15 protein-coding genes are annotated in these 16786 nt (G+C 40.7%); 13 read left to right on the forward strand and 2 right to left on the reverse strand.

Annotation, left to right across the window (positions count from 1 at the left end):
• The first annotated feature begins 159 nt into the window (after positions 1-159).
• The 5 genes from AACX33_RS18270 to AACX33_RS18290 all read left to right on the forward strand — a co-directional run bounded on the left by AACX33_RS18270 (position 160) and on the right by AACX33_RS18290 (position 5103).
• Entirely contained in the window at positions 160-354 is a 195-nt protein-coding gene (locus AACX33_RS18270; RefSeq protein WP_194003253.1) for a heavy-metal-associated domain-containing protein, read from the forward strand.
• A gap of 151 nt (positions 355-505) precedes the next feature.
• Positions 506-2773 carry a heavy metal translocating P-type ATPase gene (locus AACX33_RS18275; RefSeq protein WP_194003251.1) on the forward strand — a complete coding sequence of 756 codons (2268 nt, stop codon included), beginning with the start codon at positions 506-508 and terminating at the stop codon, positions 2771-2773.
• A 20-nt stretch (positions 2774-2793) separates the two neighbouring features.
• Positions 2794-3027 (forward strand): hypothetical protein, encoded by a 234-nt coding sequence (locus tag AACX33_RS18280; RefSeq protein WP_194003249.1) that lies wholly within the window; start codon positions 2794-2796, stop codon positions 3025-3027.
• Between the two features lie 412 nt (positions 3028-3439).
• On the forward strand, positions 3440-4639 hold the full coding sequence (locus AACX33_RS18285) for an RNA-guided endonuclease InsQ/TnpB family protein (RefSeq protein WP_194003247.1): 1200 nt from the start codon (positions 3440-3442) through the stop codon (positions 4637-4639).
• Positions 4640-4716: 77 nt separating this feature from the next.
• Entirely contained in the window at positions 4717-5103 is a 387-nt protein-coding gene (locus AACX33_RS18290) for a hypothetical protein (RefSeq protein ID WP_194003266.1), read from the forward strand.
• A gap of 60 nt (positions 5104-5163) precedes the next feature.
• On the opposite strand, the gene AACX33_RS18295 is transcribed toward AACX33_RS18290, so the two are convergent.
• Positions 5164-6408: a lipid-A-disaccharide synthase gene (locus AACX33_RS18295; RefSeq protein WP_194003245.1), complete on the reverse strand. Its 1245-nt coding sequence runs from the start codon at positions 6406-6408 to the stop codon at positions 5164-5166.
• Between the two features lie 456 nt (positions 6409-6864).
• On the opposite strand from AACX33_RS18295, the gene AACX33_RS18300 reads away from it, so the two are divergent.
• The 3 genes from AACX33_RS18300 (at position 6865) to AACX33_RS18310 (ending at position 11800) form a co-directional block, all read left to right on the forward strand.
• Positions 6865-10851: a magnesium chelatase subunit H gene (locus AACX33_RS18300; RefSeq protein WP_194003243.1), complete on the forward strand. Its 3987-nt coding sequence runs from the start codon at positions 6865-6867 to the stop codon at positions 10849-10851.
• A gap of 206 nt (positions 10852-11057) precedes the next feature.
• On the forward strand, positions 11058-11477 hold the full coding sequence (locus AACX33_RS18305) for a XisH family protein (protein WP_194003241.1): 420 nt from the start codon (positions 11058-11060) through the stop codon (positions 11475-11477).
• On the forward strand, positions 11465-11800 hold the full coding sequence (locus AACX33_RS18310; protein ID WP_194003239.1) for a XisI protein: 336 nt from the start codon (positions 11465-11467) through the stop codon (positions 11798-11800). The genes AACX33_RS18305 and AACX33_RS18310 overlap by 13 nt, the downstream gene beginning before the upstream one ends.
• A gap of 150 nt (positions 11801-11950) precedes the next feature.
• On the opposite strand, the gene AACX33_RS18315 is transcribed toward AACX33_RS18310, so the two are convergent.
• Positions 11951-13390 (reverse strand): caspase family protein, encoded by a 1440-nt coding sequence (locus AACX33_RS18315; RefSeq protein ID WP_194003237.1) that lies wholly within the window; start codon positions 13388-13390, stop codon positions 11951-11953.
• Between the two features lie 194 nt (positions 13391-13584).
• On the opposite strand from AACX33_RS18315, the gene AACX33_RS18320 reads away from it, so the two are divergent.
• From AACX33_RS18320 to AACX33_RS18340, 5 genes are all read left to right on the forward strand, one after another.
• Entirely contained in the window at positions 13585-13725 is a 141-nt protein-coding gene (locus AACX33_RS18320) for a hypothetical protein (RefSeq protein ID WP_194003235.1), read from the forward strand.
• Positions 13726-13751: 26 nt separating this feature from the next.
• Positions 13752-14000 (forward strand): type II toxin-antitoxin system HicA family toxin, encoded by a 249-nt coding sequence (locus AACX33_RS18325; RefSeq protein WP_194003233.1) that lies wholly within the window; start codon positions 13752-13754, stop codon positions 13998-14000.
• Position 14001: 1 nt separating this feature from the next.
• Entirely contained in the window at positions 14002-14214 is a 213-nt protein-coding gene (locus tag AACX33_RS18330; protein ID WP_194003231.1) for a type II toxin-antitoxin system HicB family antitoxin, read from the forward strand.
• 137 nt (positions 14215-14351) lie between these two features.
• Entirely contained in the window at positions 14352-15725 is a 1374-nt protein-coding gene (locus AACX33_RS18335; protein WP_194003229.1) for a DNA cytosine methyltransferase, read from the forward strand.
• Between the two features lie 14 nt (positions 15726-15739).
• Positions 15740-16579 (forward strand): TdeIII family type II restriction endonuclease, encoded by an 840-nt coding sequence (locus AACX33_RS18340; RefSeq protein WP_194003227.1) that lies wholly within the window; start codon positions 15740-15742, stop codon positions 16577-16579.
• Positions 16580-16786 lie beyond the last annotated feature (207 nt).

Genomic DNA, 16786 nt, shown 5'->3' on the forward strand with positions numbered 1-16786 from the left:
TTGCCACGATTACAAGCACATGAGCAAAAGCGCAAGCTAAGAACATCGGGAGCCGTGTGCAGTGAAAGTTGCACGCACGGATCTAAATGAGAGGTGCGGGAGATAATACTCCCCATCGACTCAAACCTTGATAGTTCTTTTATTCGATAACGTAAATCTATGACACTCAAACTGACAGTTCCCAATATGGCTTGTTCTGCTTGTGCAACCAATATTACCAATGCAGTTAAAACAGTTGATGCCAATGCTACGATTCAGGCTGATCCACAAACCAAATTTGTGAACGTAGACACTCAAGCTTCAGAAACAGCAATTAAGGATGCGTTAGCTGCTGCTGGCTATCCAGCGGCTTAAATCTGATCAGCTGTTCCACATTGAATTTGCATAACGTGGGCGGGCAAAATGCCTACCCCACAAGAGTTTGATTATGCAAACTAGATGTGTTGCAGCTGTTCAATGTAACTTCTGCTGCACACCCTAAATCAGTTAAAGTGGTTTACTTAGCATGGATACTCTCACACTCAAACTCCGAGGTATGAGTTGCGCCTCCTGTGCGAACAATATCGATCAAGCAATTCGCTTGGTTCCTGGGGTGATTGATTGTAACGTTAACTTTGGTGCTGAACAGACTACGATCAATTATGACCAAAAGCGCACTGATTTAAAGACAATCCAAGCTGCTATCGATGCTGCGGGATACTCTTCTTCTTTACCTCAAAAAGACATTCTGGCTGGAGAAGATGAGGCGGAGAAAGCCATTAAGTTAGCCGAAGACCGGGAAATTACCCACAAGGTAATTGTGGGGGGTGTTATCGGGATGATCATGTTTGTCGGTTCCATACCCATGATGACGGGGCTAAATGTGCCGTTTATTCCAGCATTTCTGCATAATTATTGGGTGCAGTTACTGTTAACTACGCCTGTACAGTTTTGGTGTGGCTGGAGTTTTTATGTGAATGGCTGGAAAGCGCTGAAACACCGTACAGCAACGATGGATACTCTGATAGCTGTGGGTACAGGTGCAGCATTTCTATATTCTGTGTTTGTGACTCTCTTTCCTGGATTTTTTATGGCTCAGGGCTTGATGCCTCATGTATACTATGAGGTTTCGGTGACTGTAATTGCTTTAATTTTGCTGGGGCGGTTGTTAGAACATCGCGCTAGGGGAAAGACTTCTGAAGCTATTCATAAACTGATTGGATTACAACCCAAAAATGCCAAGGTTATCCGTAATGGTGTGGAAATGGATATTCCCATTACGGAAGTTGCAATCAATGATGTGATTTTGGTGCGCCCTGGGGAAAAGATTCCGGTAGATGGTGAGGTGATTACGGGTGCTTCTACGGTGGATGAGGCGATGGTTACGGGTGAAAGTTTACCTGTGCAGAAGCATCCAGGGGATGAGGTGATTGGGGCGACGATTAACAAAACTGGTAGTTTTCAGTTTCGGGCGACACGAGTCGGGAATGATACGTTTTTGTCGCAAATCGTCAAACTTGTGCAGCAAGCCCAAGGTTCTAAAGCACCTATTCAACGATTGGCTGATCAGGTTACTGGATGGTTTGTACCTGTTGTGATTGCGATCGCGATCGCCACTTTTGTGATTTGGTTTAATTTCATGGGTAACTTTACCCTGGCAATCATGACAACGGTGGGTGTATTGATTATCGCCTGTCCCTGTGCTTTGGGTCTAGCTACTCCCACTTCAATTATGGTTGGGACTGGGAAAGGGGCGGAAAATGGTATTTTAATTAAGGATGCCCAAAGCTTAGAACTCGCACACAAAATTCAAACCATTGTTCTCGATAAAACTGGGACTTTAACTGAAGGAAAACCCACGGTTACAGATTTTGTCGCTGTCAACGGTACGGCTAATCATAATGAACTCCAGCTTTTACAGTTGGCGGCTGCTGTGGAACGCAATTCTGAGCATCCCTTGGCTGAGGCGGTGGTAAAATATGCCCAATCCCAAGAGGTGAGTTTAACTGAGGCGAATAACTTTACAGCGATCGCCGGTAGTGGTGTGCAAGCTGTGGTTTCAGACAGGTTTGTGCAAATCGGGACACAACGCTGGATGTCAGAATTGGGAATTAATACTGATACTCTCCAGCAGTATAAAGATGTCTGGGAAACTGCGGCTAAAACAGTGATTTTAATTGCCGTAGATGGAGAAATTCAAGGTGTGATGGGCATTGCCGATGCTCTGAAGCCTTCATCTAGCGCCGCAGTAAAAATACTGCAAAAACTAGGTTTAGAAGTAGTAATGTTGACTGGAGATAATCGCAAAACTGCGGAAGCGATCGCGCAACAAGTTGGCATCCAGCGAGTGTTTGCAGAGGTGCGCCCAGACCAAAAAGTTGCCATGATTCAATCTCTGCAAGGCGAAAAGGGTCAAGCTAAAATTGTGGCGATGGTGGGTGATGGTATTAATGATGCACCTGCACTAGCGCAAGCAGATGTGGGTATTGCCATTGGAACTGGAACAGATGTGGCGATCGCAGCTAGTGATATTACTCTGATTTCAGGAGACTTACAAGGAATCGTCACAGCCATTCAACTCAGCCGGGCGACCATTCGCAATATCCGCCAAAACCTGTTCTTTGCCTTTATCTACAACGTCATCGGCATTCCTGTAGCTGCGGGAATTCTGTTTCCTTTGTTTGGCTGGTTGCTAAATCCTATTCTCGCCGGTGCTGCAATGGCTTTATCTTCCATCTCTGTGGTGACAAATGCCCTGAGATTGCGTAAATTTCAACCAAAAGTCATATCTTGAATTGTAGAATAATTTAACCAATGTTCAGCAAAAATCTGCTTTGGGCTTGCCTTACCGCTTTCGGGTTGTCTATGGGAACCGCATCAGCCGCAATCCCCACCCATTCATCCGGTGAAACTAGCCAATTTCAAGCCATCGACCAACCGTTAGGATTGAAAGTTGGTGTGACTGTGGGTGGTTTAGCGTTAATTGGACTAGAACTATGGTGGTTTCTGTTCAGTAAAACACCAGCACCAAGCAACCGCAAAGAATAGTCAATGATAGAGAAGCGATCGCCGTGACATCTTATAGTTCCGTACAGCGATCGCCTGATTGATTTATCCCTAGCCACAGGGACTAATCACCAAAATTATAATTCTCTTATAGTCATAAATGATTGCAGTGGCACGCCCCTCATATCCCCTAAATCCCCGCAGCTAATTCTACAAAACCCCCTCTATGACTTGCGTCTAACTCTCCCCTCTCCTTAACAAGAAGAGGAGTTGGGGGTGAGGTGATGTATTTTTATTACCGAGAGAGTTAGCAAGACAAGAAAATTCTGTAAGCGTTTATGCTTAAAATGCTTAAAAGGTTAATTTATCAGAAAATTGGGTTTAAAACCCTGTGCTTTGAGCATCGGCTTTGATTAATTCAGATTTCTTACAGAATATCTGATATAATGTAAGAATGACACAAAAAGCATTCAAGTACCGATTCTATCCAACTTCTGAGCAAGAAACCTTGCTCAGAAAAACGATGGGTTGCGCTCGATTAGTTTACAACCGCGCTCTTGCTGCAAGGACACAAGCATGGTATGAACGAAGCGAGCGAGTCGGATACTCCGAAACTTCAACAATGCTGACTAGTTGGAAAAATCTTGAAGACTTGCAGTTTTTGAATGAAGTTAGCAGTGTGCCATTACAGCAAGGTTTGCGACATCTACAAACTGCCTTTACTAATTTTTTTGCAGGACGGGCAAAATATCCAAACTTTAAGAAAAAGCATCATGGTGGTAATGCTGAATTTACTAAAGCTGCTTTCAGGTGGAAAGATGGCAAAATATTTTTAGCCAAATGCGCTCAACCAATAGAAATCCGATGGAGTCGGCAACTTCCTGAAAGTGCAGAACCATCAACAATTACAGTCAAGCTCTCGCCTTCTGGACGGTGGACTGTTTCAATGTTGGTGGATGTTGCAATCGAGGCATTACCTAAGTCGGGTAATCAAATTGGCTTGGACTTGGGAATTACCAGCTTGATCGCTTTGAGTAATGGTGAAAAAATCGCTAATCCTAAAGCGTTTAAAACTAAACGTCGTAAATTGCACAAAGCTCAGAAAGCTCTTAGCCGCAAGCAAAAAGGATCTAAGAATCGCCACAAGGCAAGACTAAAAGTCGCTAAAGTTCATGCAGAAATTAGTGATGCTCGTCATGATTTTCTTCACAAATTGACAACCCGACTGGTTCGAGAAAACCAATTGATTGCAGTCGAAGATTTGTCTGTGAAGAATATGGTCAAAAACAAAAAACTCGCTCTTTCAATTAGTGATGCTAGTTGGGGTGAGCTAGTTAGACAACTAGAATACAAGTGCGATTGGTATGGTCGTAACTTCGTCAAGATTGACCGATGGTTTCCCAGTTCAAAACGCTGTGGTCACTGCGGACACATTGTTGATCAACTGCCTCTGAATATCAGAGAGTGGGATTGCCCCAACTGTGGGACACACCACGATAGAGACATCAACGCTAGTAAAAATATTTTGGCTGCGGGACTCGCAGTTTCAGTCTGTGGAGCGAACATAAGACCTGATAGGCTTGAGTCTAAAGGGCAGTTGCGAAAAACCACTAAGCGTAGTCGAAGTGGAAAGAAACAGAAACCTAAGTCGTGAGTCTTAGGAATCCCCGACCGTTTACGGCGGGGAGGATGTCAAAGTTAACTTGGCCATTTGCAGAACATCCCCAAGCTATGATCACTGAAATTTTTCCTTTCCGTTTTGAGATCAACACAGTAGCGATCGCTGGTGCGAGTGTGTGGTCATTGGCGCTATACTTCGCTTTTTCGTCACTGCGTGAAAAAATTATTGAGCAGCTGAATCGGTGGTTTAATTTTGCCGAGCGATCGCTTTACACCAGCCAAACCGAATTTGAAAAGACACGGGAAGCCAGAGAATCCCAAAACGCTTTTTACGCCTCACTATTTAGCATCGTCCCTTTTCTGCTCATTGGCGCTTTATCCAACTGGCTGATAGAAATTAGCTTAGGACGCAGTTGGGGAATCAGCGTCGGTATCATGGCTTGTATTATTTCTGGTATTTATGAACTGGGACGACAGAACGCCAGTTTTCCCGATTAATTAAACCAACGTAGGTGGGTTTCGTCTGTGTAGCCGCGACTTCTAGTCGCCAAGGCTAATTTACAAAATATCACGCACTAAACCTGCTAACTTTTGGGCTGCACCGCTTTCTCCCCTAACACTGCGTAATTTCGCCCTAATTGCTGCTAATTTTTCTGGATGATCCAAAAAGTCCAAAACTATTTCTGCCACCTCTTGCGGCTGAAGTTTGCCCACCAGTTCTGGTACAATCTCCTCCTTCGCCCAGATATTCGGCCATGCTAATAAACCTTTGCGACTCAACACCAGCGAGTTAATTACTTTTGCAAAAGTAGAACCTACCCCAGGTAAATTAGCTAACAATCCCGGTAAACCATCCCAAGAACGCATCGCATCAAGTTGTTGTGTCGGTATCATCACAATCATCGGCACAGCCAAAGCACCGAGTTCAGCTGTGTTTGCGCCTACGGTGGTTAAACAGATAGTACATTGGGATAATAATTCATGGGCGGGATGTTCTCTGCACAATTCCAAACACAAACCCGTTTCAGTTTTCAGCACGGGATGCTCAGATTCAACTAAAGTAGCAGATACATCGCCAAATACCTTGACAAAAGGGTTTTTCTGTGTATCAGCAAAACTCGCTAAAGTTTGTAAATCCAATGTCGGCGCAACGGGAATCACAAATCTGGTTTGGGGTCTTTTTGCGTGAATATATTCAGCGATCGCTAAGGATAATGGTACTCCTTGGGATAATTTTGCGGCTTTCGACCCCGGAAGTAAACCAATTATTTCAGTGCTGTGTGAGGAATGAGGAGTTATGACTTGTTCAAGTTTCTGCGCCTCCAGCATCAAATCTCCCACAACTGTAAATTTGTGAGCATATTTTGGGGAAACTTTTTCAGCAACTTTGGACTGCATTACGCCAAAACGGTCAATCCAGTTATGCCAACGTGCATCCCATTCAGCGTAAACCACTGTGCGATATCCCAGTTTTTTGCCAATGAATACGGGAAAAATTTGATCACCACCTAAGAAAACTACCACACCGCGATCGCGCCATTCCCAATTCTCAAAGGTCTTTCCCCACAGCAAAAACTGCCAAAAATGCTCTGCTGATTGTACTCTGTCTACTTCTGGATAGGAAAGAGCGATCGCCGCTTCCTTACCACTAGCATTTGGACAAGGAGACAAAACCACAGAAATCCTCACCACAGCAGGATCATCCCCCAGTTCTTGCCGCAAAGCCTTAACAACAGGACGCACCCAAGTAGTCACCTCACCGGGTCCATTCGAGAGAATCACAATATCAACTGGTTTAGTCATTAGTCATTGGTCATTAGTTATCTGACTTTTCGCGCTATGTGGAAAACCTCGCTTCCATTCCTGTCTCCTATAAGGCTACCTTGTACACACATCCTGAGCCAAAGAGAGTTTCCAGTCCTAAAAACAGAATTGAACTGTAAATCCAGTTCCCCTCCTCGCTTGCGGGGAGGGGCTAGGGGTGGGGTGTTATTAGTCATATTCCCATCTTCCCCACTCCCTACTCCCAAAATATTACGAAATTGTTACACAAATGTGAGTAACCACTTTTCTAATTTGTCAATATTTACAAAGAAATATTTATTTTTTTATATCGATTTGTGTCATCTAGACCACGAAATGCACATATGGTAAAGTTTTTCTGATAAAAAATTAATATTGCCGATCACAAAGAAGTAACTCTGGCGGCAGATGTCGCAGAGAACTTCAGTTTAGAGAACATCAAAGGAGCTAATCTTCATGTTCACACACGTCAAGTCCACCATTAGACATATTGCGCCTGATAACTTACGCGGACGTAATTTAATCAAGGTGGTCTATGTCGTGCTTGAGTCCCAATATCAAAGTGCATTGTCGCAAGCTGTTAGCACGATAAACTCGAACAATCCCAATCTGGCGATTGAAATCAGTGGGTACTTGATCGAGGAACTCCGAGACCCAGAGAACTATGAAGAGTTCAAACGGGAAATGGAGACTGCTAATATCTTTATCGCCTCACTTATTTTCATAGAAGACTTAGCACAAAAAGTAGTTACAGCCGTAGAACCACACCGCCATCACCTAGATGTTTCGGTTGTTTTCCCATCCATGCCCGAAGTCATGCGCCTCAATAAAATGGGGACTTTTTCCTTGGCACAATTGGGACAATCGAAGAGTGTCATCGCTCAATTTATGCGGAAACGCAAGGAAAAATCTGGAGCAGGATTCCAAGATGGAATGCTCAAACTGCTGCGAACCTTGCCCCAAGTATTAAAGTTCTTGCCAATGGAAAAGGCACAGGACGCACGAAATTTCATGCTCAGTTTTCAGTATTGGCTCGGAGGTTCACCAGAAAACCTGGAAAACTTCTTGCTGATGCTAGCTGATAAATATGTATTAAAAGATGTAGACAAGCAAAATTTTCCATCTCCCACATACGAAGCGCCAGTTGTCTATCCCGATATGGGAATTTGGCATCCTTTGGCGACCACCATGTTTGAGGATATAAGAGAATACCTTAATTGGTACAGCGCCCGCAAGGATATTTCTAGCGATTTAAAAGATCCCTTAGCTCCTTGTGTGGGTTTAGTATTACAACGCACGCACCTAGTTACAGGTGATGATGCCCATTATGTAGCGATCGTCCAGGAATTGGAATCACTGGGAGCCAAAGTAATTCCTGTATTTGCTGGGGGATTGGATTTTTCCAAACCCGTGGATGCTTACTTCTATGAACCAACTACCAACACAACGCTCATCGACGCGGTGATTTCCTTGACTGGTTTTGCCTTAGTTGGTGGTCCAGCTAGACAAGACCATCCCAAAGCCATTGAATCACTCAAACGCCTGAATCGTCCTTATATGGTAGCGTTGCCCTTAGTCTTCCAAACCACAGAAGAGTGGATGGATAGCGACTTGGGTTTACATCCCATTCAAGTAGCTTTGCAAATTGCTATTCCTGAATTAGATGGAGCCATTGAGCCGATAATTTTATCAGGTAGAGATGGGGCTACAGGAAAAGCACACGCACTGCAAGATCGAGTAGAAGCCATAGCGCAAAGAGCCTTAAAATGGGCTAACCTGCGCCGCAAGCCCAAACTCGACAAAAAAGTTGCCATCACCGTTTTCAGCTTCCCCCCAGATAAAGGCAACGTCGGAACCGCAGCTTACTTAGATGTATTCGGTTCCATATTTGAAGTATTAAAAGGGCTAAGAAACAACGGCTACGACGTGCAAGACGTTCCCGAAAGCGCCCAAGCATTAATGGAACAAGTCATCCACGATGCCCAAGCACAGTATTCCAGCCCAGAACTGAACATCGCCTACAAGATGTCAGTCCCAGAGTACGAAGCACTCACCCCATACTCCCAACGCCTAGAAGAAAACTGGGGACCACCTCCAGGAAACCTCAACAGCGATGGGCAGAACCTGCTGATTTACGGCAAACAATTTGGTAACGTCTTCATCGGCGTACAGCCCACATTTGGTTACGAAGGCGACCCGATGCGGCTATTGTTCTCCCGTTCAGCCAGTCCTCACCACGGCTTTGCAGCGTACTACACCTACCTAGAGCAAATTTGGGGCGCGGATGCAGTACTGCACTTTGGTACACATGGTTCCTTGGAATTCATGCCAGGTAAGCAGATGGGGATGTCTGGAGACTGTTACCCAGATAACCTAATTGGCTCAATTCCCAACCTGTATTACTACGCAGCCAACAACCCCAGTGAAGCGACCATTGCCAAACGCCGCAGTTACGCTGAAACAATTTCCTACCTGACACCACCCGCAGAAAACGCCGGGTTATATAAAGGTTTGAAAGAACTCAGCGAATTAATAGCTTCATACCAAACCTTAAAAGATAGTGGGCGCGGCATTCCCATTGTCAACACGATCATGGATAAATGCCGGATCGTCAACCTGGATAAAGATATTAACTTACCAGAAACCGATGCTAGAGACATGACCGCCGATGAGCGAGATCATATCGTTGGTAGCGTTTACCGGAAGTTAATGGAAATTGAATCGAGGTTGTTACCTTGTGGGTTGCACGTAATTGGTAAACCACCAAGTGCGGAAGAAGCAGTAGCTACCCTAGTTAACATTGGTAGTTTAGATCGTCAAGAAGAAGAAATTCTCAGCTTACCCCGAATCATTGCCAGCAGCATCGGGCGTGACATAGACGACATTTACAAAAACAGCGACCTCGGCAATTTAGAAGATGTCCAGTTATTACAAGACATCACCTTAGCCACCCGTGAAGCAGTAGCCGCACTGGTAAAAGCGCAAACCGACGCAGAAGGCAGAGTTTCTTTGGTTTCCCGGTTGAACTTCTTCAACATGGGTAAAAAAGAACCTTGGGTAGAAGCTTTACATAAAGCCGGCTATCCCAAAGTTGACCCAGAAGCCTTAAAACCAGTGTTTGAGTATTTGGAATTCTGCCTGAAACAAGTTTGTGCAGATAACGAACTCGGCGCATTACTCCAAGGCTTAGAAGGCGAGTATGTTCTACCTGGCCCTGGTGGAGATCCCATCCGCAACCCAGATGTACTACCTACAGGTAAGAATATCCATGCCCTCGACCCCCAATCAATCCCCACAGCCGCCGCTATCCAATCAGCCAAAATTGTTGTAGATCGGCTTTTGGCACGCAACAAGGCAGAAAATGAGGGTAAATGGCCAGAAACCATTGCCTGTGTCCTCTGGGGAACCGATAACATCAAAACTTACGGTGAATCCCTAGCCCAAATCATGTGGATGATTGGTGTGCGTCCGGTTCCCGATGCTTTGGGACGGGTGAACAAGTTAGAGTTAATATCTTTGGAAGAGTTGGGACGACCCAGAATTGATGTAGTCATCAACTGTTCTGGTGTATTCCGCGACTTGTTCATTAACCAGATGAACCTGCTAGACCAAGGCGTGAAAATGGCTGCTGAGGCTGATGAACCCTTAGAGATGAACTTTGTTCGCCAACACGCTTTGAAACAAGCTGAGGAAATGGGAATTAATCTGCGTCAAGCAGCGACTCGCGTTTTCTCCAATGCTTCTGGTTCTTACTCGTCAAATATCAACTTGGCGGTAGAAAACAGCACTTGGGATAGTGAAGCCGAGTTGCAGGAGATGTACCTGAGACGGAAATCATTCTCCTTTAATTCCGATAACCCCGGTGTGATGGATGAGTCACGGCAGATGTTTGAAACTTCTTTGAAAACTGCTGATGCTACATTCCAAAATCTGGACTCTTCGGAGATTAGCTTGACGGACGTTTCCCACTACTTCGACTCAGATCCTACTAAGTTAGTAGCAAGTCTGCGTAAAGATGGTAAGACACCAGCATCATACATTGCAGACACCACCACAGCCAATGCACAAGTGCGATCGTTAACGGAAACCGTGCGTTTAGATGCGCGTACCAAGTTGTTAAATCCCAAATGGTACGAAGGGATGTTATCTCACGGTTACGAAGGTGTACGTGAACTTTCCAAGCGGTTGGTAAATACCACTGGTTGGAGTGCGACAGCCGGCGCTGTGGATAACTGGATTTATGAAGATACCAACGAAACCTTCATCAAAGATGAAGAAATGCAGAAACGGTTGATGAATCTCAACCCCCATTCTTTCCGCAAGATTGTTTCCACTTTGTTGGAAATGAATGGTCGTGGTTATTGGGAGACTAGCGATGATAATTTAGATCGTCTGCGCGAGTTGTACCAAGAAGTCGAAGACCGGATTGAAGGAATAGAATAACCTTCGATGTAGAGGCGTTCTAGAGAACGCCTCTATTTTTTTACCCGTTTTTACAGATTATCAAGAATGCAGTTCAATTAAGCATTTCCTCCTTATCTTTCTGAACTTTGCGTCCTTTGTGTCCTTTGCGGTTCGTTAAAAAAATGAACTTTGACGGTTATAAACAATGTAGTAAATCAAAATAAGCAATATAATTATAAATATGTATGCCTGCTAAAGATGTTTTTCATCAAGTTGTTAAAACAGCTTTATATAAAGACGGTTGGCAAATTACAAATGACCCACTGACAATTAGTGTGGGAGGAGTTAGTCTTTCTATTGACTTAGGTGCAGAAAAGCTGATTGCCGCAGAACGGGAAGGACAAAAAATTGCAGTAGAAGTAAAAAGTTTTTTACAACAGTCGTCTGCTATTTCAGAATTTCATACAGCATTAGGACAGTTTATTAATTATCGAGGTGCATTGAGAAGGTTACAACCGGATCGTGTTTTATATTTAGCAGTACCTTTAACAACTTACAAAACATTCTTTCAACTCGATTTTCCTAAAGATATGGTGTCAGAAAATCAGGTCAAAATGCTTGTTTATGATGTAGAGAAAGAGGTGATTTTCCAATGGATAAATTAACTCGATATCGTCAGCTTGTACAACAAATATTACAGGAATATAGTGAGCAAAGGCCAGCTTACGGAAATATAGAAGTAGAGAGAATTTTTGATACCGAACGTGACCATTATCAAATAGTTCATGTCGGCTGGGAAGGAGAAAATTGGGTACATAGTTGTATCATTCATATTGATATTAAAGGTGGCAAAATCTGGCTTCAGTGGAATGGTACAGAGGATGACATTGGTGCTAATTTGGTAGCGGCTGGGGTTCCCAAGGAAGATATTGTCTTAGGTTTTCAGTCTCCTTTCATGAGGCAATTTACAGAATATGCCGTTAGTTAGGAGATGTTGTGCGGAAAATTCAGGATAACACTAACAAAGATAAAGTTCGTCTGTTGGTGTTAAAAGGCTAAGTTAGCGTGAGGTTGTCGGTAAGGCCATACTTTGAGAATCATAATGGGGTGATAGTTGAAGTTTAACAGATGAATCGTTTTAAGTTGTTTTGCTGTCTATAGTTAAAATATATTTAGCTCTCAATGGATCTAGTACAAAAGAATCAAATTTATTTAAAATGTTAGATAAGGTATTTTCTACTTTATCAAAGCTTTTTATTTCCACTTCAATTGTTTGCCACTTAGAACTAGAATCATAAGAATAGTTTTGCCAATTTTCTAACTTGAAAGTTGAGTAAAAATAGAAAAATCTAACACTAACTTGAGAAAAAACAAAAGCAATTTTACAATCAGAATAATCCAGGTTTGGGTATCTTGGGTAAGCACCAATATTAATCAGCTTAAATGGAACATCTACAGTTAGTTCAAATCCAGATATTACAGTTTTATAATTTTCATCTCCATAAAAGGCAGAAAGACTAGCTAGGGCTTGGGCAACCGATGTTGTAACACTTTTAATTAATTCACGTCGATACGTAATTTTTGAAAAATAGTTATTATTGTTGTCTTTCAGCCATTTTCCAATAGAATCACTATATTGAGAAATAGATTTATAGTCACTCTCAAACTTAGAAGATATCGTATACAAATCAACTAATTCAGATGAGTATTGCCAATTTTCAACAAAGTTTTTTACTGAGTTTATAACTTCCAATGCTTCCTCCTCTGAGCAATACCTTTTAGCATCCTTTTTAACTATATCTACTAAAGATAAAGCTTTCAAATCATCAGTTTCAGATTTGATATCTATCAAGTTATCTATCTGTCTTAATAGTATAGTTTTTATTTTCTGATTAACAGAACAAAAAATTTCTGTAAAGCTTGCCTGACTAATAAATAATGGCTTTTGGAAAACGTTTTTTTCAAAATCATCGGAGATATAATCAACGATATGCTTGTATCTTATATCTATTGAGTCATATTTTAAGACTGAATCAATAAAACTCTTCGTAAAGTGACTAATTATATTAGTTTGATATGATGCTTGATCACTCATTGAGGAAAACATGAAATAACAATTATTAAAACGCTGTTTTGAATCATCTAGATGTTTAGAAAAGACATCATTATCTTTTATGTAAGTAACACCTGAATGGCAAGCATCTATAATTTTTATAGTCAAATTTGGATTTAGCTGTCTGAGAAAATTATCTAACTCAGAATTTGCTAAAGACGTTTGTCTGTAAGAAGTTTTATTAAAATCTGACAAGATGTAGTAAAACTCATTATTGTAAAAATCTCCATGTCCTGTGTAGTAGAAGAAGACTTCATCAAACACTTTACCTTGGTTATTTGTAATAAATTCAGATAGTTTTTCTTTGACTTTAATGCTATCCGTCCCCTGGTCAATAAAAAGAAGTTCGTTATATTTACCTGTTTCGTCCAACAAGCTCTTTATAAGCTGACCATCCAAAATACAACCTGGCAAGCAGTTGGTATTTTGATACTCACTAACTGCCAAAATAATTGCAATATTCATTGTTATTTATTTAATGATGTATACGATTGTACAACAAGTATAACTATGGTCTGCTGAATTTTTAGTATATTGCTTCTTAATTAATTGAAATATTGTGTCTGACGCGGTTACTCATGGCAAGCAGTTAGAGGAGTCTTTGGCAGGTTGGTTAGGGTTCTGATAGAAGCTAGCAGATCAACACTTGTGCGATCGCTTTGGAAATATGCGGAGTGCGATCGCAATACACAGACTATCATCCTGTGAGTATCTACGCTTTTGGCAAATTTGCAAAGAGTCCATTAGCCAAGCTTACCAAAGGCGATCGCTTAGGTATCGCTTGCAATTATTATATATAAGCATTTCAGGTAAAATATCATAAGTTGTGAGCCAACAAGACAAACTCCTCGCTAAAATTTTATTGGGTACATCTGATGCAAACATTCCATTTACTCAACTATGTCAACTGTTATGCAGTTTAGGATTTGATGAACGTATTCGCGGAAGTCACCATATTTTTACCCAAAAAGGAATAGAAGAAATTCTGAATCTTCAACCTAAAGGTTCTCAAGCCAAAGCGTATCAAGTTAAACAAGTTCGTGCAGTAATTCTCAAATACCAGCTAGGAGGTTAAAATGATGCTTCATTATGAAATCATACTTTATTGGAGTCAAGAAGACCAAGCCTTTATCGCCGAAGTTCCAGAATTACCTGGATGTGCTGCGGATGGGGAAACTTATCAAGAAGCACTGCAAAATGTGGAAATTATTATGCAGGAATGGATTGAAACTGCTCAAGCATTAGGTCGTCAAATTCCTGAACCAAGACAGCACTTGATGTCTGCTTAATTGAATATGGCAATGATTTGGTGATATGCTCTTGGCTTACCGAAGGTACCGCTTTGGCAATGTCAGATGGGAATGTGCTAACTGGGTTTATACTAAAATTAGAATATATTTGGTAAATTTTCTATTCGACCACGCCAATGCAAACAGGTATTTATGGACAACAACTAGAGTTATTTCAATTATTCCAACCAACCAACACCATAAAATGCACAACAAAGTTTACATTTGTAGACCTATTTTCTGGTATAGGTGGTTTTAGAGTTCCTTTAGAAGAATTAGGAGGAAATTGTTTAGGATATTCAGAAATTAATAAGGAAGCTATTAAAGTTTATCAAAAAAACTTTATTCATGGTATTAATGGCGAAGAAGCCTATTTAGGAGATATTACTAATTTACATCAACTGCCTTTTGAAATAGATATTATAGTCGGTGGTGTTCCTTGTCAGCCTTGGTCTATAGCGGGTAAAATGCAAGGTTTACAAGACCCCAGAGGTCAACTATGGTTTGATGTTTTTAGAATTGTACAACTTAACAAACCCAAAGCATTTATATTTGAAAATGTCAAAGGTTTAACTGAGCCAAGGAACAGAGCCAGTTTAGAATACATACTTAATAACTTAACATCATCTGACTATGTAGTTAAATATCAGGTACTAAACTCCTACGATTTTGGGTTACCTCAAGATAGAGACAGAGTATTTATTGTGGGTATTAGAAATGACATTGCTAATTGTTGGGGCTTTACCTTTCCTCAAGCATTAAATCAACGTCTCAAGCTTTATGATCTCATTCCTGGAATTCAACAGAGTAATTTACCTAAAAAGAAATTTTCTCCAGAAGTCTTATTTACTGATGGTAAAATTCCAGCTTCTAGAGGAAGATTTCAAAAAATAGACGAATTAAACGATTTTTTTACTTTTGCTGATATTAGAGATGGACATACTACAATCCATTCTTGGGAATTAATTGAAACAAATTCTAGAGAAAAGCTAATTTGCCAAACTATTTTAAAAAATAGAAGAAAGAAAATTTATGGAGAAAAAGATGGTAATCCTTTAGATTTTGAAATTTTAAAATCTTTGATTCCTAGTTTAGACATAGAAGAAATCAATACTTTAGTTGACAAAAAAATTCTTCGCTTTGTAGAAAATAAAGGTTATGAATTTGTAAATTCTAAAATTTCTTCAGGAATTAACGGAATTTCTAAAATATTTCTACCTCATGCTGATGCAATTGCAACTTTAACCGCAACTGGAACCAGAGATTATGTAGCTACTATATCTATAGAATGTGAACAACCAGAAGTGTATAAGCAAAAATTTATTCAAGAAATTTATAAACAGAATAAATATAAACCTTTAACTGCACAAGATTACGCCAGATTGCAAGGATTTCCAGAAAGTTTCCAAATAGCAGACAATGAAACTACAGCCAAACATCAGTTTGGAAATGCTGTTTCAGTTCCCGTAGTCTATCATTTAGCAAATGCTTTGTTAAAAATATTTTTATAAGTGTAATTGTAAATATGACAGCTATTAATGCAAATACTCGTGCAGTAATCAAAGGTTATTTGGAGGGTTTTATTCAAGGTCTTATAGATGAATATAAAGGACGTAAAATTTTAAAGCCTACCACAGCAATAGAGTATTTATCAAGACACTCATCCAATGGAGAATTAAAGCCATTTCAAGCTGCACTTATTCCCCCAGAGTTAATCCGGATAAATCAATTTGAAAGAGGTTTGAGTACAAAGTTAGGTAATTCTTTTGAAGAATGCGCTCGCTTAATCGCTCTCGAACATCATCAAGATGTACGTCGAGGTTATGATATTAAAACTGAAGTAAGTATTGCAGCTTTTGCAGAAGCTGAATTGCAAAAACAAAATTATGAATCTGCTGCAAAAAGGGAACAAGGAAAACCATCTTTTGAGCAGATGATTACAGCAGTACTTAATGCTCGTCGCAGTGATGATTTAGAAACAAAGATTGTTCGCGTAGACCTTTATATTCTTGCAAAAGATGGGACAGAATTTTTCTTTGAAATTAAAGCTCCTAAACCCAACAAAGGACAATGTTTAGAAGTTCTCCAACGTTTATTGAGATTTCATTTACTGTGCGGTGTCAACCTTCCTCAAGTACAAGCTTACTATGCAATGCCGTATAATCCTTATGGTGTAAATAAAGCTGATTATAAATGGACGCAAGCAAAAAGTTATTTACCTTTTGATAAAGCTGTAGTTATCGGAAATGAGTTTTGGAGTATTGTAGGAGGTGCTACTGCTTATGAAGAACTGCTAGAGATTTATCTAGAGGTTGGACGGGAAAAAAGTAAATATATGTTGGATAATTTAGCCTTTGGATTTTAGCTGATCATGTTTTTGAAAGTTTAGCCTTTGCTGATTACAAGTATGAATTTAAATCACGCAGAGGCTCAGAGAGTAAGAGATGAGAATAGAGATAATTTAGTTAAATTCAATACATGATAGGGTTGCGGTGTCTCAGATATTTTGCTATTGGGACTAAATCCTTCTGAAGATTCATGAAAAACTTTTATATTTTAATTTAGAATTTAA

Origin of the sequence: Nodularia sp. LEGE 04288 (assembly GCF_963896525.1) — a bacterium.
GTDB lineage: Bacteria > Cyanobacteriota > Cyanobacteriia > Cyanobacteriales > Nostocaceae > Nodularia.

What these genes read in the sequence shown, in the direction of transcription:
- AACX33_RS18270 (WP_194003253.1), top strand. Translation starts at nt 160, where the DNA reads ATGACACTCAAACTGACAGTTCCCAATATGGCTTGTTCTGCTTGTGCA.
- AACX33_RS18315 (WP_194003237.1), bottom strand. Translation starts at nt 13,390, where the DNA reads ATGAATATTGCAATTATTTTGGCAGTTAGTGAGTATCAAAATACCAAC.
- AACX33_RS18295 (WP_194003245.1), bottom strand. Translation starts at nt 6,408, where the DNA reads ATGACTAAACCAGTTGATATTGTGATTCTCTCGAATGGACCCGGTGAG.
- AACX33_RS18280 (WP_194003249.1), top strand. Translation starts at nt 2,794, where the DNA reads ATGTTCAGCAAAAATCTGCTTTGGGCTTGCCTTACCGCTTTCGGGTTG.
- AACX33_RS18285 (WP_194003247.1), top strand. Translation starts at nt 3,440, where the DNA reads ATGACACAAAAAGCATTCAAGTACCGATTCTATCCAACTTCTGAGCAA.
- AACX33_RS18335 (WP_194003229.1), top strand. Translation starts at nt 14,352, where the DNA reads ATGCAAACAGGTATTTATGGACAACAACTAGAGTTATTTCAATTATTC.
- AACX33_RS18340 (WP_194003227.1), top strand. Translation starts at nt 15,740, where the DNA reads ATGACAGCTATTAATGCAAATACTCGTGCAGTAATCAAAGGTTATTTG.
- AACX33_RS18310 (WP_194003239.1), top strand. Translation starts at nt 11,465, where the DNA reads ATGGATAAATTAACTCGATATCGTCAGCTTGTACAACAAATATTACAG.
- AACX33_RS18330 (WP_194003231.1), top strand. Translation starts at nt 14,002, where the DNA reads ATGATGCTTCATTATGAAATCATACTTTATTGGAGTCAAGAAGACCAA.
- AACX33_RS18305 (WP_194003241.1), top strand. Translation starts at nt 11,058, where the DNA reads ATGCCTGCTAAAGATGTTTTTCATCAAGTTGTTAAAACAGCTTTATAT.
- AACX33_RS18300 (WP_194003243.1), top strand. Translation starts at nt 6,865, where the DNA reads ATGTTCACACACGTCAAGTCCACCATTAGACATATTGCGCCTGATAAC.
- AACX33_RS18275 (WP_194003251.1), top strand. Translation starts at nt 506, where the DNA reads ATGGATACTCTCACACTCAAACTCCGAGGTATGAGTTGCGCCTCCTGT.
- AACX33_RS18290 (WP_194003266.1), top strand. Translation starts at nt 4,717, where the DNA reads ATGATCACTGAAATTTTTCCTTTCCGTTTTGAGATCAACACAGTAGCG.